Below are 21,701 nucleotides of genomic sequence, written 5' to 3'. Positions count from 1 at the left end.
GAATTGATTTTGTTTACATATTTTTCTGATTAATTGGCTGTATTTTCACGTACCAGCTGAAAAAGATCTTCGGCACCGCCGTTGAATTTATTTCCGTTGATGAAAAAAGAAGGAGTTCCGTTCACGCCGCTGATGATACCACTTTCAAAGTCGGTATCTACCTTTTCTGCTAATTCCTGCTTATGAATATCGGCTTTGAATTGGGGAATATTTAATCCCAGTTTTTCTGCAAGTTTTAAAGGGAGACCGTCATTAAGAAATTCCTGATTTTCATAAATGGCATCATGCATTTCCCAGAATTTTCCCTGCAAAGCTGCCGCTTCTGCCGCCAGTGCTGCCGTTCTTGCATACTGATGCATTTCTGACAGCGGAAAATTTCTGAATACAAATCTGATCTGATCTCCGAATTCTTTCATTAACTCTTTAAGAACCGGATAGGCTGCTCCGCAATAAGGACACTGATAATCCCCGTATTCTACAATAACTAAGCTGGCATCTGTGTTGCCTTGAGTGTGGTCAGCATTGCTGACTGATGGTTTAAGTGACATAATTATTTCGTATTAAGGTTTTCTAATGCTTCTAAAATTCCGTCTGCCCCAGGATTGATGGCGGTGGGAGAGAGATAGCTCCATTCGATGAGACCGTCTTTATTGATGACAAAAAGGGCTCTGTTGCATTCTCCTTCTTCGTTGTTGTAAACACCATATTTCCTGGCTGTTTCTCCTTTGGCTTCAAAGTCTGAAAGCAGTGGAAAGTGCAGGCTTCTGGATTGTGAAAATGCCAGATGGCACCATTTGCTGTCTACAGAAATTCCGAAAATTTCCGCATCATATTTTTTGAAATACTTCAGCATTTCGTTGTACAATGCCATCTGGTCACTGCACACAGGACTCCAGTCTGCCGGGTAAAATGCAAGGATAACGTTTCGTCCTCTGAATTCGGATAAGGTAATCTTTTGATCCGGGGTTGCAAATAATGTAAAATCAGGGGCAACCGTATTTTTTTGTAGCATAGGATTAGTTTTTAAATGTTGGAATTGGTATTGTGAATGCACAGATGAGCAGTAAGGCTGCCGGAAAGATCAGTGTCCAGTTTCCTGAATAAAAGAGCAGGAAAGGAGCTGCTGAAGCACCAGAGAGAAAGCCCATCCATAAGAATAACAAATGAAAGATATTTATTTTGTATTCCTTCCGCTCCTCTGCCTTATCACTCATTACAAAAAGAGCAGCTGTTCTTGCCAGGCTGCTTAAAGTTCCTGTCACAAAATCGGTGTTGATCTTTTGGTTACCTACCGAAGTGACAATGGTGTTCATAAGACCCATTGAGAAACCGATAACAGCTATAGACACTTCATTGGCAATATGCTCGTAATAATTAGTGATACTGTAAAGGACCATGATTCCGGAAACTGTGTACAAGATCATCTTTGTGCTTCTGAACTTCTTTGATAATGATAGACGCGTTCCTGTATAAATCCCCGCCAGAAAAAAGCTGATTACCATAACAGAACTGATGATAACACCATATTTTTCACTGAAAACTGCTGCACCTAACTGGGTTGTATTGCCGCTCATAAAAGAAACGTAGGTTTTCCATTGTATCAGTCCTGAAGCATCTGTATATCCTGCGATAAAAGCAAGGAATACTGCCAGTTTCTCTTGTGTTCTGACGGTCTTGTCAGGAAGCAGGATTTTTGTTTCCGGAAGCACAGGAGTTATTTTACAGGTTTGATGAATATTTTCTTTTGTGGAAACTTCTCTATTTCCCCTTCTTTGAGTCCGAAATTGGTGATGACCACATCTTTCGGGTTTCCTTCCAGCCATTCGCTGATATCAATGGATTCGTAGGTGCCGCTATTAAATCCGATTAAGACTTTACAGACGGTATCTCCGGTATTTTTGATATAATGTCCGGCTCCCATAGGGACATAGCCTACATCACCGGCATTGAACTGTTCTGTAACAGAAACTCCTTCTGCCAGAAATACCGACATTTCTGCCTGTCCGGATATAAAATACTGCCACTCATCCGCATTCGGATGCCAGTGCATTTCTCTTAAAGCTCCAGGTTGCAGCTCTAGAACAGAACCTGCCATTGTGGTACTGATCGGAAATTCTTTACTTGTAACCAATCTTTGGAGACCGCCGCCGGGAATGATTCTTGGCTGCTGGGAATGCAGAGGATAGCGGTGAAGGCTTATCAGTTCAATGTCTGATTCCTCAGGACGGGCTGTGGCATTCACAGAGAGTTCATCCGGAACAACTCCTGCTGCAAAATAAACCTCTTTCTGAGGAAGTTCTGCTACTTCTTCAAGGCTCAGCCCTAAATTCTGTGCAACAATTTCAGGGGGCATGCTTGAAACAAAATCTGTAACGCTGAAGGTATGGTCTTCCGAAAAATTACCATTGTCAAAAATCAGGATAAAATGACATTCCTCTGTTCCTGTAGCCTGGATGGAGTGTCCGTAACCTTTTGGAAAATACCAAATGTCGCCGGGTTCAAAATTATCGGTATAACTTCGTCCGTCCGGATGGATAATTGTGGTACGCACCGTTCCTGAAATCACATACGCCCATTCTGCAGCATTGGCATGCCAGTGAAGCTCTCTCATGCTTCCGGGCTGCAATCTCATGGAAACACCGGCAATACCTACAGAAGCAGGGAATTCTTTTACAGAAGCACCTCTTGTTGTGCCGCCGTCATTGGTACGCGGTTCTTTTTTTTTCTAATTCGTATCTGAAACTTAATGATGCAGGATTCATAGTATTATTTTTTGTGATTAATTCTTTTTTGCTATTGTAAAGCTACTCCTGAATTTTACTTTTTCTTGGCGTCATTCGGTGAAAAGGCAAAATGAATCGTTGAGAGTACAGATGGGTTGCCACTTTTTAAAAAGGCTGGTTGTATTGCCCTGTCAGTGCTTTATTTTCAATACTTTTTGCAAAGTTTGGTGTTTCTTCATGATTGTGGGCGTCAGAAGCAGCCTGTCTGGATGCGGCAGCATCTGCAAGGTTGACCCCGTGTTCTTTCATATATTCAAACATTTCTGGAGTAGCTGTCGCATGAATTTCATTGGTGTAAAGACAGGTGTTTTCGTCAATCTTTGTCACTTGCAGTTCCCATAGAACCTGAACTTTTGTACGTCCGTTTTTGGTAATTGAATCAGAAATCGAAAGCATGCGGCAGTAATCGGGACGGTGAACATCTGCAACATAATGCTGAACCATCAGTGCATCTCCGATCGTTTCTACATTTAAAGACACTGGCTTACCGTCAAAAGTAACTGAAATAGCAGCTCCGATATGCTGGGTAGAGCAGCGTTGGTATTCCGCGTCCGGCAGATAAAGCAGCCAGTCTGCGATATTCACTTTTTCAATGGGTGCATTGATGATGGCGTTTACACTTGAATGCGATAAGGCATTTTCGGGAGTTTGTAAGATTTCCATAATAATTGATTTTGATTGTTTATCTTATTGATGATGTAAAGCTACAACCAGGTCATTTTAATTTTGCCTGCTGTTCGGTAAACAGGCGGAAAGTGTCGTTGAATAAACTGGTGATGTTCAAATGGTAACAGGGCGAACGTTCCTGAAAACAAAAAAAATCACTGTGGGTTACAGTGATTGATATGGATAATTTTTAAATGGGGCTATTGATACAGCCATTTTTTGATCAGTCTGGTATAATTGGGCATCACGGCAAATACCATCAGAAAAACAATAATTCCGGAATTGATAAATCCGTCAGAATAATGATTGGCTGGAATATTTAAATACCTTAAAACAGGAATTATTAAAGCAGGAATAAGTACAGACAGCGGGTAAATAGCTGACCAAGTTGCCAGAAACTGTTTCCAGCGTACCGGAACCTTATTGCCTTCATTTTCTGGAGTAAAAAGAAAATCCAGTCCGGATCTGATCTGGTAGTGGTCATTTTTTCTGAACAGCGGACTGGCTTTCTCAATGAGTTGTTTCCGGTCCTCTGATTGCATCCATTTTTTAAGATGGTTAATTGTATCAAAACGGATAATGACGGTGTATACAAAAGTCAGATCAGGAATCGGACGAATAATCTGCAGATCAATAAAGCCTTCAGAATGTTTGGTGACAGGCACAATTTCGTCCAGCCATTTTTCATACTGTGATTGTTTTCCATCCAGAATATGATGGGTAATCACTACGGAGGCACCTTGATTTTCCATAACTGATTTTTTTATTTGTTAATTTAATAAGCTCTTTTATACTGCCACGGAATTTCTGTTTCAGCACCTAATGCTTTAGCAGAATGGATGGTAAAATAAGGATCTCTCAGATGTTCACGGGCAATGATTACCAGATCGGCATCTCCGTTCGCAATAATATCATTGGCCTGTTCCGGTTCCGTAATCATTCCGACAGCTCCTGTCAGAACTCCGGTCTGTTCTTTAATGGCTTTTGCAAAAGGAACCTGATATCCGGGAAACACTTTATTCTTGTTTACATTGGTAAATCCTCCGCCGGATGCTGTAATGAAATCTACACCGTTTTCTTTAAGGATTTCCGAAAGTCTGATACTGTCTTCCAAAGTCCATGCTTCATTCGATTCTATATAGTCAACCGCAGAAACTCTTACAAAAAGAGGCATTTCAGCAGGAATAACTTTCCTGATTTCCTGAACGGTTTCTACAAGAAAACGGATCCTGTTTTCAAAACTTCCGCCATATTCATCCTGTCTTTTATTGATTACTGCGGAATAAAACTGATGAAATAAATAACCGTGGCCTGCATGAAGTTCGATGGTATCAAAACCTGCTTCAATGGCACGAAGGGCTGCTTTAACAAATTTCGTCTTCAGTTTCTGTATCTCATCAACCGTGAGCTCTTCCGCAAAAACGCCGTTAAACTCGTGGGCAGAGGATGATTTTACCGTCCAGGCACCTTCTTCCGGAGCGAGGGGTTTCATTCTTTCATTGGGATGTTTCAGGCTTCCTTTCCCTCCTGCGTGCCAGAGTTGAATTCCTATTTTAGCATCCTGCTCATGCACAAAATTCACAATGTTTTTCCATGCATTTTTCTGTTCATCATTCCAGATTCCTACATCAGATAATGTAGCCAGACCTTCTTCTGAAACGGCTGTACATTCGGTGAGAATCAATCCTGCGCCGCCAACAGCCCTGCTTCCGAGGTGGACAAGGTGCCAGCTGCCGGGAATTCCGTTTTTAGCACTGTATTGCTGCATTGGAGATAATACAATTCTGTTCTTTAGGGTAAGATTGCGAATGTGTATGGGTGAAAATAAATTCATTTTTTCTTTTTTTTAAATTGTTTTTGAAAATGCTTCAGCTTCGGAAACCGCTTCTGACAGAACTTTCTGTACTTCCGCCAGTATTTTTTGCAGATCAGGGTTTTCTTCTGATGTTGTTTCAAGAATATCGAGTTTTTCTTTTAAAAGAGGATGTAATCCCATAATGGCAATACTGGATTTCAGATCGTGAGCCCACAGTTTAGCCTCCTGAAAATATTTGTTTTCGTAAGCCACTATCAGTTTCTGTAGATGATTGGGAATGTTCTGAATAAACTGTTGCGTGACCATTTTTTCGAAACTTTTGTCGCCGCCGCTCACCGTCTGCATATAAGAGAGATCAATATACTGATAGTCAGATGATGGATTTTCGGTTTTCTTTTCGTTTTTATTCTTTTCTTTAGACCCGAACTTCGAAATCAGCATAAACAGCTCTTCTTCATTGACAGGCTTGGAAATATATTCGTTCATCCCACGGCTCAGGCATCTTTCTCTTTCGCCTGCCAGGGCATGGGCGGTCATTGCGATGATCGGAATATCCAGTCTGAGTTCTTCCCGGATTTTCTGGGTAGCTGCATATCCGTCCATGTGCGGCATCTGTATATCCATTAAAACCAGATCGCAGGCATTGCTTTTAAGATAACTTACAGCTCCAAGACCGTTCGATGTAATATGAAAATCAATATTCCATTGTGAAAGCAGATGTTTCATCAGGCTTTGATTGATCACATTATCATCAACTACCAGAACTTTCAGAGGTGTGTTGGATTTATCCTTAAAATAATGCGGATCAGCGGCTGGCAGCACAGTAAGCTGTTCCTCAGCAATTCCATAAGGAATGTAGAAATGAAAGGTAGTTCCTTTCCCCGGTTCACTGCTTACTTCAATGTTTCCGTTCTGCAGGAGAATTAAGCTTTTTACAATGGATAAACCTAATCCTGTTCCTCCGTAATTTCTTGTCGTTGAATCTTCTCCCTGATTGAATCTTTCGAAGATTTCTGTGAGCTTTTCTTTGTCAATTCCGATTCCCGTATCCGAAATTTTAAATCCGAGAACAGCTTCTTTCTTCGTCTGCTGTTTACTGTAGATTTCAATAAAGATATTTCCCTGATGGGTAAATTTTATAGCGTTTCCGATGAGGTTCACTAAAATCTGGGTCAGTCTGGTGGCATCTCCTATCAAAGTATCAGGAATGGAAGTGTCAATGGTACTTGAGAGGGTGAGTCCTTTCTCTCTGGCCCGTTCTGTAAAAAATGTTTCTACGGAATTAACCAGTCCGTTGATACTGAAAATTCCAGGGGTAATGCGCATCATTCCTGCTTCTATTTTGGATAGATCAAGAATGTCATTGATGATAGCCATCAGGTTTTCCCCGGAACGTTGTATTGAAGAGACAAATTCTGCTGATATTTCATCCAGCGGACGCTTTTGAAGCAAATTGGTAAAACCTAGAATTCCGCTTAAAGGAGTTCTGATTTCGTGGCTCATATTGGCAAGAAAATTTTCTTTGGTCTGTGCTGCTACCAACGCTTTTTTCTCAGCAATATCAAGTTCGCTTATGAGTAACCTCTGGCGTTTGAACTGTCTGAGAATGTGATATCCAACGACAGAGCCGCTCAAAATCAGTAAGATTAATATTGAAATATCATAGAATCTTGCCTTTTGTCCCATTTTTTCACTTTTCTGGCTGAGTTCAACCATATTCAGCTTTCTGCTTTCATATATTTTAGCTGTGATTCTGGTAATTTCATTAGAAATATTCCTTGCACGCGGATTGGCAATGGAGGTATTGTCATCCATATTTCCAACGGACAGATAACGGTGGAGAAGTTTGTCTTTGGTTGTTTTCTTTTCCATGGCAAGAACACTTAACCTATGGATCAGCTTTTCTTCCTCTGTATTTACATTGTCTTTGGATAGAGAATCCAGGAAATTTTCTATCTGACTGATTTTTTGATCAATGCCTTCGAGATGCGTGGTGTCATTTGTTGCAATGGAAGCTCTGATTCTGCTTTCCACCCCCAGAATATCACGGTCAATCTCCCGTAAATGGTTGCTAGAACGTAATTCGCTCAACAATGTGTTGTTATTCTGAATCAACGCCTTGGTATTTCCTGCAGAATTGAGCTGAACAGCTACCAACAGAATTGAGCCTGCAATAAATGTCAGGATAATAAAGGAGCTGAATCGCTTGTTATCCATTACTGAAGATATATTTTTCATAATTAAAGGTCTGATTTAAATAAAATACAGGTAAAGGCTGATAAACCCCAAAATGTTCAGGGATTAAGATCAAAAACGAAATGAAATTTTCTGTTACCAGTAATGGCTAAAAGACATTCATTCTACTATTCAGTACTTTCCTGTATGCGTCTGCCACGGGAATGAATTTACCGTTGATCATAATACCACCGTCCTGAAGAGTATCAATTTTGCCCACAGAAACAATATAGGAACGGTGGACTCTTATAAAATGATCTTTAGGAAGACGTTCTTCAGCAGTTTTCATTTTACCATGAATAGCAAACATCTTTTCTTTGGTGTAAAATTTTACATAATCGCCCATGGCTTCTGCATAGAAAATATCATCCAGTTTTAAGCGCCTTGTAATATTGGAATCTCTCACGAAAAGAAACTCATCTCTTGTTACTTCCACATTTTCTTTTCTACTTTCGAGAATCGTCTGTACCTTACTTACAGCCTGCAGAAATCTTACCGGCATAATGGGTTTGAGAAGATAATCTGCAATATTAAGCTCAAAGGCTTCGAGTGCATATTCCTTTTTCGAAGTAGTAAAAATGATGATGGTTTCTTTACCGGAAAGGGTTTTCGTGAGCTCAATCCCTGTCATTTCCGGCATTTCTATATCAAGAAATATAAGATCGACCGAATGGGATTGAAGATAATGATAGGCTTCTATAGCATTGGAGAACTCACTGACAATGAAGAGATCCGGAACCTGTTTTGTGAGATGTGCTAATGTTGTTCTTGCAATATCATTATCATCCACGATTAAGGCTTTCATAGGTATAGTTTTTTATGATTTACACAAAGATAATTATTCCTTTTTTATTTTGTGTTATCTGAAATAGGAACGGATCATCCATGCCATTTCTTCATGGGTTTCCATCAGCCCTGTAATGAAATCACTGGTGCCGTAATCTTTATATGTTTCGGCAAATGGAGTAATATTTCCACGGAGAAATTCAATGATGCTTTCATGATCACTTAATAAATCTTTCATGTAGCCTAAACCATCATTTGTTCTTTCACTGTACTCCGTTAAATGGGCTAGTTCTAGATAGATTTTCATAGTTGCCGGTGCATAATGTCCGATTTTACGCATTCTTTCTGCAACGCTGTCAATCACTTCATCCAGTTGTTTGTACTGTTCTTCAAAGAAAATATGGTTGGCATGGAAATTATCCCCGGTTACATTCCAATGTGCATTTCTTGTTTTTATGTAAAGAAGCGTTTCGTCGGCTAATAATTTTGCTAATTGTTCTGCAACGGCTTCAGTGTTTTTTTCTGATATTCCAATTTTTGTTTTCATAATAATTAAGATTTAAGTTGAACATTATTGCTTTTCTGATGTAAAAGTCTGTAATAATGAAATAAAACTGCTTGGAATTTCGGTGAACAGGCAGAAAGGCTCGTTGAAATGGCTTTTGAAATTCCTGGAATATTGACACATTCATATCTGCAATAGAAAAAACTTATCAGTATATTAAACTTTAAGATCTCTTTAAAAATAAATTTGCATTCTTTTTTTCACCTTTGAACATAAAATAATTAATAAAGCAATAAAATACTTTATGATAAATAACCAGTTTATTACTGAAAAGTTTGGTTTTCTCGGCTCAGAATTTATCCACGAACTTGAAAAATGCAGTATGATCACAGATATAAAATCTAAAACAGAGATCGTAATTCCGGGACAAAGAATCCATTATGTGCCCATTCTGATCAAAGGTTCCGTAAAAGTTTTTACCCTTAATGATGGCAGAGAACTTTTATATTATTATATGAAGCCAGGCGAAAGCTGTATAATGACTTTTGCTTCCATTTTTAAAAACCGTATAAGTTCTGTATATGCTTATGCCGAAGAATCATCCAAAGCACTGCTGATTCCTGTTTCGAGCCTATATAAGCTGATGGATAGTTTTCCAAGGATAAATAATTTTTTCTACAATGAATACGATGGGCGTTTTACTGCGTTGATGAACATGGTTAATGATGCTGTTTTTCATAAGCTAGATATCAGGGTGCTTAATTATATAAGTCATCGTGCTTTGGTCACCGGATATAATCCTGTAAAAATTACCCATAAGCATATTGCATTAGCATTGGGAACATCCAGAGAAGTGGTAAGCCGCGTTCTTAAAAAGCTCGTTAATGAAGGCAGAATATTTCAGCACAAAACGGCTATTGAGATAATAGACATGAAAAATACAAATGAACCATCATTTAATGTTGACTAGTTTTTAAATGCTTCCTTCAAAAAGCAAGGCTACCTTAAGCCAGTTCCTAAGCTGTATAGGATGATAAAATTGTTATGGGCTGGTTGTGAAGCATTTAAAATTAGCTTATTTTTATAAGATATTTCTTTGCTACAATTCATTATTATGTTTAGAATGAAAAACATACTGTTATTAAGCATCCTGTTGACTATTCCCGGTATTTTACCGGCACAGGAAGGTAATATTCCGCTTGCTGCTATCAATAGGAAATACAATATTCCTTATAAAGAGCTGAAAGGATATGATGGCCTCTATGAATATGTGTCCCATTCGACGCTCAAGATTGCTGCATCACCTCAGGATCTTTTTTTTGTATGCTATTATCAACGAGAGCAGATATAGGCTTACTCCTGTTGGAAAAGACTTGTTTCTCGATATGAATAATAACGAGGTTCGGTTTTTCAGAGATAGTAGGAATAAAATTGCGGGCTATAAAACGGGTAAGGATTCTTTTAAGCTTCTCGATGATAAACTGGTATTTCCGAAGGAAATGTGGTATCCAAGAATACAAACCAATCAAAATGCCGGCTATATCTATCATCAGCCTGAAACTATCGCGGACGGCATTGCAACAGGAAATGTGAAAGACTCCGGGTTAAATAATGCTTTGCTTGATGAAATGATGAAGAAGATTATTGATGGTCAGTATCCTAATGTACACAGTGTGCTTATCATGAAGCATGGCGAATTGTTTTTTGAAGAGTATTTTTATGAATACAACCGCAATAAACTTCACGAACTCCGTTCTGCAACAAAAAGCTTTGTGTCCGCCCTTACCGGTATTGCTATCGATGAAAAATATATTAAAAGCAAAGAGGCGCATATCCTTGACTATTTCCCCGAGTATACCATTGCCAATGACTTAGCCGCCAAGCAAAAAATAACTATTGAAAACTTGCTTACCAATCAAAGCGGTTTGGATTGTGATGTCAGTAATCCGAAATCTGCAGGCAACGAAGTAGATATGGGAAAAACGGATGACTGGGTTAAATATACTTTAGAACTGCCAATGATTGACAGCGCCGGAGGAAAAGGGATGTATTGCTCTGGCAATCCCATTACTATGGGCCGAATCATAGAAAAAGCCAGTGGCCAGCCATTGAAGCACTTTGCAGAGCAATATCTGTTTAAGCCACTCGGTATCGATAATTACATCTGGAACTTCGAACCGACTAAAACAAGCTTAGAAACATTTTGCCAGCTGTACCTGACACCCAGGGAAATGGCAAAGTTCGGACAACTCTATCTAAACAAAGGAAGTTGGAATGGGAAGCAGATCATTTCTTCAGAATGGGTAGAGCAGTCCCTGAAAAAGCATTCGGTGGTGCAGGGTGTCAATTATGGTTATCTGTGGTGGAATAAATATCTTGATGCAGACGGCGTGCGGTATTATTCGTATGGTGCGCAGGGAAATGGCGGACAGAAAATCTACATTTTCCAGAACCTGGATATGGTAGTTGTAATCACGGGAGGGAACTACAATTCCCATTCTCCGAGTGACGAGCTGATTGAAAAATATATTCTGCCTTCTTTCAAGAAATAGTGATCTTTTATTTTGTGTGGAGTGATATCACTTCTCATCTGCAATAATGCCATTTATAAAATCTAAACGAGAAAACCCTGTAACATCATCCGGAACTTTCATTCCCTCTTTACAGTTTTTTAATCAGATAATGTAACTGCGGCACCTACCAAAACAAAATTGAGATAAATTAAAGAAGTTCAAGCGCCGGCAACTTCTATTTAAATTAGAATTGTGATGGAGAACAGTAATATATTTTTGATTATAGTAATATTGGTCTCATTTAAAATCAGAATTTTGTTTTAGCCATAAATAGAATCTTAGTTTGAGAATGTTCTTGAAACCATAAAAATAGAGGTAAATTTTTAAATATGTAATAAAAGAGGGTTTTTTAAATTCCCTCTTTTGAATTTAGCAGACATTAAATGATCTGTGCTTGAAAAACAGTTTCCAAATTTCTAAGGCTCAAGTCCAGGCCCGCCACATGAATTATATGGAACACATGTTAATTTATCATTTATAAAGCACATCTTGATACAATTTGAGCCTCCAAGAATTGATTTTAGTTCAGCTTTTGAAATTTTTTTTTAGATTTGTCATATTAATATATTTTAGGGTTACAGTAAATTTCGGTAATATTTATTATATAATTTTAAAATTAGTAATTTTTAACATACAATCTTTACACTTTATTGTCTGGTTCGCTAAATTAAGGAGAATTAAAAGTTTATTTTGCAGTAAGGTAAGATGACTTACTATACTCAATTAAAAGACAGCCAGAATTCTTTTGGTGTAACCGTTGTTTTGTTTTTAAATAGCTTACTAAATCCCTGTGGATGTTCAAACCCTCAGTCGTAGGCAATTTCACTAATGGAAAGGTTTGTGGTAGATAGTTTTTACTTTGCAGTGATAATCAATTTATTGTGAATGTGCTGTTGTGTAATTTCTCCCGTAATAGACTTTAGCATCCCACTTAGATATCCTGGCGAAACACCTAAAGCATCGAAAGTAAATTGCACAGTAGGAATACCATCCTTGGCTGCATTATTGACCATATAATCATTCAGGAACTTTTCCATACGAGCTAAAATCTAGTGATTGTTTTTTTTTTCTTGTTATAAATTGTCGTTGGTAAAAGCGTTCAGAATAGTTTAGCAATGTTTCAATATGCGAGATGATGATGTTTTGGCTGAAATTGTCCAGATTGGTGTGGCACTCAATATAACGGATAATGCTATTTAAAATATCTTCCTCATAATCAGAAATAAAAAGGGCTGTATTTACAGAGTAGTCAAAGAAATCATACCGTCCTATAGAAGACGTTAAAGTTGTATTCCATAAAAATCCAGATGGATTAATAGTAACCATCTGGTATGCTGAAATGTGCCATCTCCGTCATGTAGGATAGTGAAGACCTGTTTGGGCGCCATAAAGGCTCACTAGTATATGCTTGGATCTTTCAAATTTAGCTGATAATACTTAAATGATCGAAAACTTTTAAGATAATACCTCAAAAAATTCATACTAAATCGCTTAGGTTATACTATAAGAGTATAGTAAATTAGCAAGGTTCGAAATAACCTGATTCCCAAACTTCCTGCCATAAAACATATGTTACAACTCTTACCCATCGAGTACCCGATCCGGCTTCACAAGGTCCTCGGTATTCTATTTTTCCCCAAAATTTTGCTGCAGTACTAGAAGGTGGATCATTTTGTTCATTAATACCCGATGGAGTAGCATCTGCAATATCAATGATGTTGTAGCTAACCCCGCCACGATCTTTAAAAAGAGAAAACATATTCATTAATTGCTGATTAAACCCGCCAGACACCAGTAAGTTATAATTATCAATAGAGAGCTGGCTTTGACTAATTGAAGTTAAATATAAACGATCGTCAGATAACTTAAATACGCTATTTCCTATCTGAACCAAGCCATTATTATTAAAAGTATAAAACTGCGGATTTTGGTCCTTGTCAAAATCATTGATATTTAAGGGGTTAAAATTATAAGTTGTGAAAACATCTTTAATTGCATCCATATCATTGTTTTGTAAGAAATCAATATAGAGATTTACGCTTTCTTTATTATCAAAAATAAGAAATCCTTGTTCACTAACTTTTAAACTGATTTCACTATTTTTTGCCTCAGCTCTTTGTTCAACCTTGCCAGGTTGATTACTGGTGCTTGCTATATTATCGTTTTCGCACGACACGATAAGAAAGAAGGAAAGAATCACTATAGTGGAATAGAAGAATTTTTTCATGTTATTATATTGGTTATATTAAATTTAAATTTATCCAAAAGCCACTGGATGATAATATTAAAAGTGATGTTTTAATTTTTATGTTTACCATCATATAGAGTTAATAAGGAGACAATGATATTGTCGACTTCATAGAATAAGAGAAGGCTTGTATTAATTGACCTTCTCTTAATTGTTATAGTAAGACAACACCACTTTTTGAGGTTAATCTTAGAAATTCCTTATAATATATATTTTCTGAAATGTATTGAACGGCCTGATTAGCATGGGCGAAAATAACCTGTTTCCCAAACTTCCTGCCATAAAACATATCTTACAACGTTTACCCATTGCTGGCCCGTGGCCGGATTACAAGGTTGCGGATATTCTTTCCTGCCCCAAAACTTTGCTGCAGTACTAGAAGGCGGATCATTTTGTTCATTAATACCTGATGGAGTAGCATCTGCAATATCAATGATGTTGTAGCTAACCCCGCTACGATCTTTAAAAAGAGAAAACATATTCATTAATTGCTGATTAAACCCGCCAGACACCAGTAAGTTATAATTATCAATAGAGAGCTGGCTTCGACTAATTGAAGTTAAATATAAACGATCGTCAGATAACTTAAATACGCTATTTCCTATCTGAACCAAGCCATTATTATTAAAAGTATAAAACTGCGGATCTTGATCCTTATCAAAATCATTGATATTTAAAGGGTTAAAATTATAAGTTGTGAAAACATCTTTAATTGCATCCATATCATTGTTTTGTAAGAAATCAATATAGACATTTACGCTTTCTTCATTATCAAAAATAAGAAATCCCTGCTCACTAACTTTTAAACTAATTTCACCTTTTTTTGCCTCAGCTCTTTGTTCAACCTTGTCAGGTTGATTACTACTGGTGCCTGATATATTATCGTTTTCGCATGACGCCATAAGGAAGAAGGAAAGAACCACTACAGTGGAATAGAAGAATTTTCTCATGTTATTATTGTTTTTGGTTAAGACTCCTAATTTATGCAATAAATCATAGGATGGTGATGATAAATTAATAAGTGTAGTACTTTGATCAGTAAATGTTTTCCTTTTATAGATAAGTGTTATTAATTGAACTCTTACAAAATATAACAGGAGTAAATAATCATAAATAGTTAAAAGTTAAAATGTTCATTTAGGAGACTTATCACATTCAATAGGGAGGCTAGCAAAATGATCTTAAGTATGTACCCAACTTATTAAATGTTTATATAAATAAAAATTACAGCCCTTAAAAGAGCTGTAATAATAAGATCAATAAGTTGATTCTGTGACAAACTATTTACTCCATAATCGATAACTGTGTTTAAGTATTTCAAATGAATTAGTTACAACATTTTTATCCTGATCATTTAAGTTAAAACTCGGCACGACCTGTATAAGGTTTTGCACATTTGTTTGCCAATCGTCATCATTGTTAGTATTATCAATAACGGTTAACAGTTGATATATTTTATCTGTATCAGAAGTATTCAATGGAACAGTATCGAGTATTGCATTTAATTTATCATCTACAGATACCAAATTTTTATTCACCGCCATTTCTACTTTCTCCTGGAAATAATCCTCTGCAATTGCGTAAATTTCACCAGCCAGATCAGGCCTTACTTTAACCGCAGTAATAAGAACCTCGTTATAAGTAACCTGATCATATCCGTCTGTTAAGTACTTTTCACATGTAAGATTATGTAAAATACCATAATTATTACTGTTGCTTGGAAGAATAGGTTCTTCAGTAACAATAGCTTTCCAACCTTCATTAGCTACTTTATCTTTGTAGTATGCCATTGAAGCAGCTGCAGCTATGAAAAGGCTTACAAACCCCGTCTCTGCTGTCATTAATCCTGCTACTACATCAGCCCAAGCAATTGCTTCTTTTTGTTGTCTTGTTAATTCTGCCATGATTTTTTTTTTTAAAATTGTTAATTGTAATTTTTGCTGTATAATCCCCGGAATTGGGGTTTACATAATCAAAATTTTTTGTATATTTTTATTGGCCATATAAAAATAAACACCTAAAATTCTTATCATTTAATTACTAATACAAAAGTAGGTGTGAGTGGCGACAGAAGTCGGCGTGTTATATTTTTTTTTTTTAAAAATTCAAAATATTGTTTTGGAGACAGAAACATCAGAGTTTATGCTGTTGAGGCTGAGTATAAATCTAATAACGCTGTAAGAAAAAATAATTGAAGAAGAAATCTGGGAAAAGAAAAAATGTTTTAATAAGTATTAATTATACTTTAATCATAGAACTATAAATCATGAACCGTTAAAAAAAAAGTATATAGATAAGAACTGAAACGAATTAGTGGCGGCGGGGAAGAACCATGCGGTCCGGCAGGACTTTCATGTTTAAAGGTGCATGCTGTATCAATGAGAGGTGTACAGGGCCAAGCCCTCCTTATAGCTGTGCTTAACATAACATGATGAGTATTAAAAACTGACACTTAATTAGGTTGATATTCTTTAAAAAGAATATCATATTTTCTGTTCATCACCAAAAAGGTATTTTGGAGATCCTCATAAGATAATCAATTAAAAGCTTTTCTAATATTCCCGCTAAAGTTGGGATTATTCATTAAAAAAAAGAGCCCTTCAAATGAAAGACTCTTATCCAGTATTAAAATAATTTTAAAAGTTTCACGAAAAAGCTTCCCTGTAAGAGAAGCTATCAAACCTAATGGATTTAGTTAAAAAACTAATTCTAATTTAGTAAATATGAATAAGTGTTTTTATGATTTTGATCATAAACTGTTTTATTACTTAGCTATTGTAAATTTACTTAAGAATGTGAATATTTGGTCAAGTTTGTATCTTATATCTTCAGCTGCATATTTTTTATTGAAAAGAAGCCCTTCATTTGAAGGACTCCAAAGTATTTATTTTCTTAATGTGTTCTCGTTATTATATTAGATCAGTAAAGTATCTTTCCCTTTTCAATTGTTAAAATATTATCAGACTCCATTTTTTTGATTGTACGGATTACAGTTTCTACGGCCATACCTGTTAGATTTGCTATTTGTTGCCTTGTAAATGGCACTTCAAATGCTTCAGATATGTTCCTCAAATTGTAATCTTTGATATAATCTAAAATAGTTTTGATCTTTACTGATGGCTCAATACTTGACATATTGAAGAGCATTATGTATTTATGATAAAGCCTTTCAGACATGCATCGCATGAGATTTTGCATTACATCAAAGTTTTGAGCAGCTAAATTTGTAAATTCATTTCGCCCTAGACACAATATGTTACAGTCCGTTTTAGCAATTGCACTCATTGGATAAGGCTTTTCAGTAAATAATAAAGATTCCCCAATGCTTTGTCCGTCATACAAAATGTTATGTGTAAATTCTCTTCCATTTTGATGGAAATTAAATATCTCCACAACACCTGTAACAATCTGAAAATATTGGTTTGGAGTAGAGTCTTCGCGGAAAATTATTTCGCCAGGGGCAAAATATTTATTAACCGCTCCATGCTTAATTAATAATTCTTCACCTATTATCATAATAGTACTGTTTTGGTTAATAATGTTTTTAGAAAATGATCAATTAACTTCCCATCAAATTATAAGCCGCTTTTATATGTCGTGTGGTACCTATAGTTTTTTTTTGAATTTTTATAATCTGAATTTTTATTATCTTTAAAAGCCTTGTGATTTTTTAGTCACTATTTGTGTTTTTTTATCCCCAACTTCGGTTGGGGACTTTGCATTAAAAACTTCCCCGGTCCGAGGAAGTTTGCCACAAAATAATGAAAGTTATTAGATTTTATCCTTTTCAAACTTAGGAGTTTATGATAAGATAGTTTATGATCATAATCACATTATTATTTTGAATAGATCTTGTAAATTTATAATTCAATGTATTTGTAACTTACAAAGCATAATGCTTTTTAGCTTGTATTCGGATACGCTTTTTATGCCCATGAATCATCAAAAAACACCAATTGTTACAAATTGTATCAATAAATATTTTGGAAATGTTACAATAATTTAATTTGTTAAATGTTAAGTATTTAAATTGCTTACTTAATTATGGGTTTCCATAATTGAGAACGAAAATTTATTTGTAATATTATCTTTTCATTGCAAAAAATAAACTTATAACCCAAATTCAAATTAAAATTAAAAAAAAATCATTCTTTTAGCAGCTTTTGGAGTTGCTGGACTTGTTAATGCAAAGAGCACTGTTGAAAATACAGTGGAAGTTAAACTTGAAAAACTTACGGATATTGGAATTATGTTTCAATTATGTGGAGTAACTGTGACTTTCTACAATAGCATGGGGGAAATTACAGGGCAACAATTATATACCTCGAATCAACCTACCATAGAATCATATATGGCTTACCAAGTCGGAATAATTGCAGATCTTAGAGCATAAGGGTATAGAGTTGAAATAAGTGGCGATGTAAATTAGTACTTATGAAACGATTTTTTTTTATAATTCTTATCTCGATTTTAGGAATTTTATATTCTCAAAAAATAGTTCATATACAATATCTGAATGTCCATTCTCCTATAGCTAACGTAAACGAGGACCTTTACAGTGATGAAGTAAATATTTTGTCAAAACAGGACGGTAAAATAATGTTTAACACTCCTGGTTATGATAAAGGAAATAAGCCTAAAGATTTCTATTTTATATCTAAAATAAATTCAGACAGTAAGGATAGAGATTTTTTTTTATACTCAATACATAGAGAATGACAATGACTATTTTATACATCACAAAGTTCCGTACATTCAGTGGTCTATAGATGATAAGTCTTCTAAAAAGATACTAGGTTACAATTGTTTTAAAGCAACCACTATTTTCAGAGGTTCACCAATAACAGCATATTTTACAAAATAAATACCATAGGTCCATTTAAGTTTTTCGGACTTCCAGGAGCAATTCTTGATGTTAGGGTTGATGGAAAAAACTATGATTTGTGGAAGGCGGTTAAAGTTGATTCTGCCTACAAGGAAAAAATAGAATTTAATCCACAATTTGACACCTACGTCAAAGTTCAAATGAATGATTTTGCAAGGCTTAAGGACGAGAAAACTAGTAAGTTTATGAATAAAGCACAAGTAGCGGATAGTTCTGATAAAATTGTTAGCCTTAGGTATGGTGTTGAAAAACAATTTGAATGGGAAAATCAAACCAAGTAAGATTTGTGATTTTTCTATTGTAATAAAAAACATCTGTTTTTATAGCAGATGTTTTTTTTTTATGTAGGAATATCAAAAAAAAATGCAGCGTTTTAGTATTTTTTTATAGAATAATCTAACTTGAAATTTGAGAATGAAAAAAACTGTAATTAGGGGCTTTATCTTATTTAGGCATTGTTACTCGCCTCATATTAAGGCTGTCAAAAATTGCAATTTTCCTTTCCTTGGCCATTCGATACAGAAAAGCGTTTCTTTCTTCAATCGATAAGTTTAAAATGTGATCAAAAGACCCACAAGTTACTCCATTAGATCCGCCATCTTTCTTAAATTTCTCTCTGACGATTTCAATTATTTCAGCTTCTATTTCATCAATGTTTTCCATGGGAGCAAAGGTAAATAATTTAATCTGTAATTTGGACTTCGCCTTTATATGCAATACTATTAACATTAGTTAAAATATCATTATTTGGTTCCACATTAATAGATCCGGTTACATGCGATAACGAATTATTAATAATAACATAAAGTTCTGCTTTTGGGTTTTCTATTCCATGGACTTTGTAAGGAACATTCATGTGGAAGTGGCCATCTGGAAGTTGAATCCAATCAGATGGCTCAAATTTAAAAATGTAATCTTTACGATTGAAGTACGGTAGTAATGTTGCAATCAAAGCGTGGTGGGCTTAATATGGGGGTAGATATACTGGGATGGGTTTCCAATGAAAAAAACGAAAATTTGATTTCGGCAATCAGTGGTTTTGATAAAAGACGAATTGATTACGATTTTTATTCCCTCATTGATAAGATTAAAATGTTAAATTAGATATCATATTTTATCAATCAAATATAGATATTGATCTTATTATCATTTAGATATTGGTCAAGAAATCTCGATATAACCTTACAAGAATACGGATGGTTTTATGAGAAGAAAACCACCCGTATTTTTAATCCTATTTTTTATAATTAATAGGAAACTATAGGTTAATTTACCCCTTTGCACACGATCCAACATCCGTTTTATTTTCAGCTAAATATATTCATTTCTGCTTTTAGAATATATAAGATGGCTGCTAACAAAAGGAAAAAATCTTTAAAAAATCATACAGGGAACTGCACAGAGAAATTTGAGCTGGAACCTATTATGAAATTTGAAGAATTGACATTGGAGCAGTCAGAGAAAATGTTGATAAATTCTGGTTTTGATTTAACTGCCGAAGAGGTAACTGAGCTAATGCAGCTTCTGAACATTATAGCAAAAATAACTTTGAAAGAGGTTTTCTCTGCTAAATAAATCTTTTTTGTATTTTAGTTCTCTAAAATAATTTAATAATCAATTTGTTACAGTATCGTCTGATTTTATATTGATTTCCAATTTTAAATTTTTTCCATTATGGCTATTGCTGATTTGTATATAAGGGTTTCTACGGATGAACAGGCGGATAAAGGGTATTCACAAAGAGATCAAGAGGAGAGGCTGCGCAGTCATTGCTTTCGAACCGGATTAACAATTGGTAAGGTGATTTTTGAAGATCATTCAGCAAAGTCTTTTGAACGTCCTGAATGGAAAAAATATATGCTTGAATTTAGCCGGAGGAAAGCAGAGAAGGAAGGACGGTTACTGCTTTTTACGAAATGGGACAGATTTAGTAGAAATACAAGTGACGCATATCAGATGATCGGTTATCTTAAAAAGAAAAATATCACTCCTCAGGCCATTGAGCAATCTTTGGATTTGAGTATTCCTGAAAATAAGGTGTTGTTAGCAATTTATTTATCCACACCTGAAGTTGAAAACGATCGAAGAGCCCTGAATGTAACAAATGGGATGAGAAGAGCAATAAAGGAAGGTAGGATGAGGAATTGCTCCTTATGGCTATATTAATAAATGCACAGAAGATGGAAGGAAATATGTTGCCATAAAGGAGCCGGAAGCTTCTAATATAATATGGGCATTTAAACAAGTGGCCAAAGGTCATTTACCTACAGCTATAGTGCGTGTTGAAATGAATAAACGTGATGGGAGGAATATTTCTTTAAATGCTTTTATGGAAGCCTTAAAGAATGTAGCTTATTGTGGGAAGCTATTATTACGTGCTAATGGAAAAGAAGAGGAGAAAATAGTGGAGGGAAAACACGAGCCGTTAATATCAGAAGAGCTCTTTATGAAGGTCCAAAATGTTTTACGACGAAAAGGGACCAAGGACCTGAGGCTGCCAGGAGGAAAAGCAATTAATGATGAAAGATACCCTTTGCGAGGAATTTTGCTCTGTCCTACATGTGGAAACAATCTTACTGCGAGCGGTTCGAAAGGAAGAAAAAAGCACTACTACTATTATCATTGCAGTTCTGCCTGTGGATTTAGACATAATTCTGATTTAGTTAATGAACTATTTGAAAGTGAACTTTCAAAATATGAGTTCCGGCCTGGTATTAGAAAAATTTTAAATACGATAATTCTACAAAATTTTAAAAGTGTTTCATCAACGATAAAGGATGAAAGATCTATTATTACAAATAGAATCAACGCTCTAAATGAAAGAATCTCAAAAGCAAGAGATATGTTTTTATCTGATAAAATCGATGAGGATGATTTTAGAGACATTAAGAATAGGTATAAGGTTGAACTGGACGAATTAAAAGAAAAGTTAGGTTTGATAAAAAAAAGCCCAGAGAGTGAAATTGAAACAAAACTTTCTTTGGCATTAGATGCTGTAATAAATGTAGCAGATCGTTATAGAAATGCCAATTTGATTGATAAACGCGCGATTGTTGGTTCGATATTTCCTGAAAAGTTAACTTTTGACGGAACTAGTTTTCGAACCGCTAAAATGAATAGTTTTGCTAAAAGTATTTTCTTGATTAAGAAGGAATTAGGTGGAAAAAAAAAGAGGGGATCAAAATTTGAAAAATCTTAATCCCC

25 protein-coding genes and 1 pseudogene are annotated in these 21,701 nt (G+C 35.6%); 9 read left to right on the top strand and 17 right to left on the bottom strand.

All coding sequences use genetic code 11. The features are described 5' to 3' along the window. Positions 1 to 29 precede the first annotated feature (29 nt). From ACJ5H0_RS05800 to ACJ5H0_RS05755, 10 genes and pseudogenes are all read right to left on the bottom strand, one after another. Positions 30 to 548 carry a DsbA family protein gene (locus tag ACJ5H0_RS05800; RefSeq protein ID WP_411247994.1) on the bottom strand — a complete coding sequence of 173 codons (519 nt, stop codon included), beginning with the start codon at positions 546 to 548 and terminating at the stop codon, positions 30 to 32. 2 nt (positions 549 to 550) lie between these two features. Next, positions 551 to 1,012: a redoxin domain-containing protein gene (locus ACJ5H0_RS05795; protein WP_411247993.1), complete on the bottom strand. Its 462-nt coding sequence runs from the start codon at positions 1,010 to 1,012 to the stop codon at positions 551 to 553. A gap of 4 nt (positions 1,013 to 1,016) precedes the next feature. Next, positions 1,017 to 1,709 carry a YoaK family protein gene (locus ACJ5H0_RS05790; RefSeq protein WP_411247991.1) on the bottom strand — a complete coding sequence of 231 codons (693 nt, stop codon included), beginning with the start codon at positions 1,707 to 1,709 and terminating at the stop codon, positions 1,017 to 1,019. 5 nt (positions 1,710 to 1,714) lie between these two features. Then, positions 1,715 to 2,653: pseudogene (locus ACJ5H0_RS05785) on the bottom strand (cupin domain-containing protein); the annotation flags it as partial. Positions 2,654 to 2,888: 235 nt separating this feature from the next. Then, on the bottom strand, positions 2,889 to 3,446 hold the full coding sequence (locus tag ACJ5H0_RS05780) for a hypothetical protein (protein ID WP_411247989.1): 558 nt from the start codon (positions 3,444 to 3,446) through the stop codon (positions 2,889 to 2,891). Between the two features lie 203 nt (positions 3,447 to 3,649). Beyond that, positions 3,650 to 4,201, bottom strand: coding sequence for an antibiotic biosynthesis monooxygenase (locus tag ACJ5H0_RS05775; protein ID WP_411247987.1), 552 nt, complete (start codon positions 4,199 to 4,201; stop codon positions 3,650 to 3,652). Between the two features lie 23 nt (positions 4,202 to 4,224). Next, on the bottom strand, positions 4,225 to 5,283 hold the full coding sequence (locus tag ACJ5H0_RS05770; RefSeq protein ID WP_411247985.1) for an NADH:flavin oxidoreductase/NADH oxidase: 1,059 nt from the start codon (positions 5,281 to 5,283) through the stop codon (positions 4,225 to 4,227). Between the two features lie 12 nt (positions 5,284 to 5,295). Further along, on the bottom strand, positions 5,296 to 7,503 hold the full coding sequence (locus ACJ5H0_RS05765; protein WP_411247983.1) for an ATP-binding protein: 2,208 nt from the start codon (positions 7,501 to 7,503) through the stop codon (positions 5,296 to 5,298). A 106-nt stretch (positions 7,504 to 7,609) separates the two neighbouring features. Continuing rightward, positions 7,610 to 8,305, bottom strand: coding sequence for a LytR/AlgR family response regulator transcription factor (locus tag ACJ5H0_RS05760; protein ID WP_411247981.1), 696 nt, complete (start codon positions 8,303 to 8,305; stop codon positions 7,610 to 7,612). Between the two features lie 54 nt (positions 8,306 to 8,359). Next, on the bottom strand, positions 8,360 to 8,833 hold the full coding sequence (locus tag ACJ5H0_RS05755; protein ID WP_411247979.1) for a Dps family protein: 474 nt from the start codon (positions 8,831 to 8,833) through the stop codon (positions 8,360 to 8,362). Positions 8,834 to 9,095: 262 nt separating this feature from the next. Between ACJ5H0_RS05755 and ACJ5H0_RS05750 the strand changes: the two genes are divergently transcribed. The 3 genes from ACJ5H0_RS05750 to ACJ5H0_RS05740 all read left to right on the top strand — a co-directional run bounded on the left by ACJ5H0_RS05750 (position 9,096) and on the right by ACJ5H0_RS05740 (position 11,343). Next, positions 9,096 to 9,761, top strand: coding sequence for a Crp/Fnr family transcriptional regulator (locus ACJ5H0_RS05750; RefSeq protein ID WP_411247977.1), 666 nt, complete (start codon positions 9,096 to 9,098; stop codon positions 9,759 to 9,761). 153 nt (positions 9,762 to 9,914) lie between these two features. After that, entirely contained in the window at positions 9,915 to 10,142 is a 228-nt protein-coding gene (locus ACJ5H0_RS05745; protein ID WP_411247975.1) for a hypothetical protein, read from the top strand. 34 nt (positions 10,143 to 10,176) lie between these two features. Beyond that, positions 10,177 to 11,343, top strand: coding sequence for a serine hydrolase domain-containing protein (locus ACJ5H0_RS05740; RefSeq protein WP_411247973.1), 1,167 nt, complete (start codon positions 10,177 to 10,179; stop codon positions 11,341 to 11,343). A gap of 875 nt (positions 11,344 to 12,218) precedes the next feature. Here the strand turns inward: ACJ5H0_RS05740 and ACJ5H0_RS05735 are convergent. From ACJ5H0_RS05735 to ACJ5H0_RS05710, 6 genes are all read right to left on the bottom strand, one after another. Continuing rightward, complete coding sequence (locus ACJ5H0_RS05735; protein WP_411247971.1) at positions 12,219 to 12,401, bottom strand: hypothetical protein; 183 nt, start codon at positions 12,399 to 12,401, stop codon at positions 12,219 to 12,221. Next, a complete protein-coding gene (locus ACJ5H0_RS05730) occupies positions 12,382 to 12,690 on the bottom strand; it encodes a hypothetical protein (RefSeq protein ID WP_411247969.1) in 309 nt (102 codons plus the stop codon). Before ACJ5H0_RS05730 ends, ACJ5H0_RS05735 begins: the two co-directional genes overlap by 20 nt. Before the next feature lie 193 nt (positions 12,691 to 12,883). After that, positions 12,884 to 13,591, bottom strand: coding sequence for a hypothetical protein (locus ACJ5H0_RS05725; protein WP_411247967.1), 708 nt, complete (start codon positions 13,589 to 13,591; stop codon positions 12,884 to 12,886). A 260-nt stretch (positions 13,592 to 13,851) separates the two neighbouring features. Beyond that, positions 13,852 to 14,562, bottom strand: coding sequence for a hypothetical protein (locus ACJ5H0_RS05720; RefSeq protein ID WP_411247965.1), 711 nt, complete (start codon positions 14,560 to 14,562; stop codon positions 13,852 to 13,854). Between the two features lie 330 nt (positions 14,563 to 14,892). Next, positions 14,893 to 15,516, bottom strand: a complete 624-nt coding sequence (locus ACJ5H0_RS05715; protein WP_411247963.1) for a hypothetical protein — start codon at positions 15,514 to 15,516, stop codon at positions 14,893 to 14,895. A 1,015-nt stretch (positions 15,517 to 16,531) separates the two neighbouring features. Next, positions 16,532 to 17,128, bottom strand: a complete 597-nt coding sequence (locus tag ACJ5H0_RS05710) for a Crp/Fnr family transcriptional regulator (protein ID WP_411247961.1) — start codon at positions 17,126 to 17,128, stop codon at positions 16,532 to 16,534. 1,150 nt (positions 17,129 to 18,278) lie between these two features. On the opposite strand from ACJ5H0_RS05710, the gene ACJ5H0_RS05705 reads away from it, so the two are divergent. Both ACJ5H0_RS05705 and ACJ5H0_RS05700 read left to right on the top strand, forming a co-directional pair. Next, the gene (locus ACJ5H0_RS05705; RefSeq protein ID WP_411248075.1) at positions 18,279 to 18,476 is read left to right on the top strand and encodes a GLPGLI family protein; all 198 of its coding nucleotides are present in this window, start codon (positions 18,279 to 18,281) and stop codon (positions 18,474 to 18,476) included. A gap of 77 nt (positions 18,477 to 18,553) precedes the next feature. Then, positions 18,554 to 18,778, top strand: a complete 225-nt coding sequence (locus ACJ5H0_RS05700; RefSeq protein ID WP_411247959.1) for a hypothetical protein — start codon at positions 18,554 to 18,556, stop codon at positions 18,776 to 18,778. Positions 18,779 to 18,941: 163 nt separating this feature from the next. On the opposite strand, the gene ACJ5H0_RS05695 is transcribed toward ACJ5H0_RS05700, so the two are convergent. Then, the gene (locus ACJ5H0_RS05695; RefSeq protein WP_411247956.1) at positions 18,942 to 19,226 is read right to left on the bottom strand and encodes a hypothetical protein; all 285 of its coding nucleotides are present in this window, start codon (positions 19,224 to 19,226) and stop codon (positions 18,942 to 18,944) included. A 210-nt stretch (positions 19,227 to 19,436) separates the two neighbouring features. Between ACJ5H0_RS05695 and ACJ5H0_RS05690 the strand changes: the two genes are divergently transcribed. From ACJ5H0_RS05690 to ACJ5H0_RS05675, 4 genes are all read left to right on the top strand, one after another. Continuing rightward, positions 19,437 to 19,601 (top strand): hypothetical protein, encoded by a 165-nt coding sequence (locus tag ACJ5H0_RS05690; protein WP_411247955.1) that lies wholly within the window; start codon positions 19,437 to 19,439, stop codon positions 19,599 to 19,601. A gap of 243 nt (positions 19,602 to 19,844) precedes the next feature. Then, on the top strand, positions 19,845 to 20,072 hold the full coding sequence (locus tag ACJ5H0_RS05685) for a hypothetical protein (RefSeq protein WP_411247953.1): 228 nt from the start codon (positions 19,845 to 19,847) through the stop codon (positions 20,070 to 20,072). A gap of 99 nt (positions 20,073 to 20,171) precedes the next feature. Beyond that, positions 20,172 to 20,663, top strand: a complete 492-nt coding sequence (locus tag ACJ5H0_RS05680) for a recombinase family protein (RefSeq protein ID WP_411247951.1) — start codon at positions 20,172 to 20,174, stop codon at positions 20,661 to 20,663. Next, the gene (locus ACJ5H0_RS05675) at positions 20,641 to 21,696 is read left to right on the top strand and encodes a recombinase family protein (RefSeq protein WP_411248073.1); all 1,056 of its coding nucleotides are present in this window, start codon (positions 20,641 to 20,643) and stop codon (positions 21,694 to 21,696) included. The genes ACJ5H0_RS05680 and ACJ5H0_RS05675 overlap by 23 nt, the downstream gene beginning before the upstream one ends. Positions 21,697 to 21,701: the final 5 nt, after the last annotated feature.

The sequence above is a fragment of the Chryseobacterium proteolyticum genome (assembly GCF_046591535.1).
GTDB classification, from domain to species: Bacteria; Bacteroidota; Bacteroidia; order Flavobacteriales; family Weeksellaceae; genus Chryseobacterium; species Chryseobacterium proteolyticum.
This window is presented reverse-complemented; position numbering and strand designations above follow the sequence as displayed.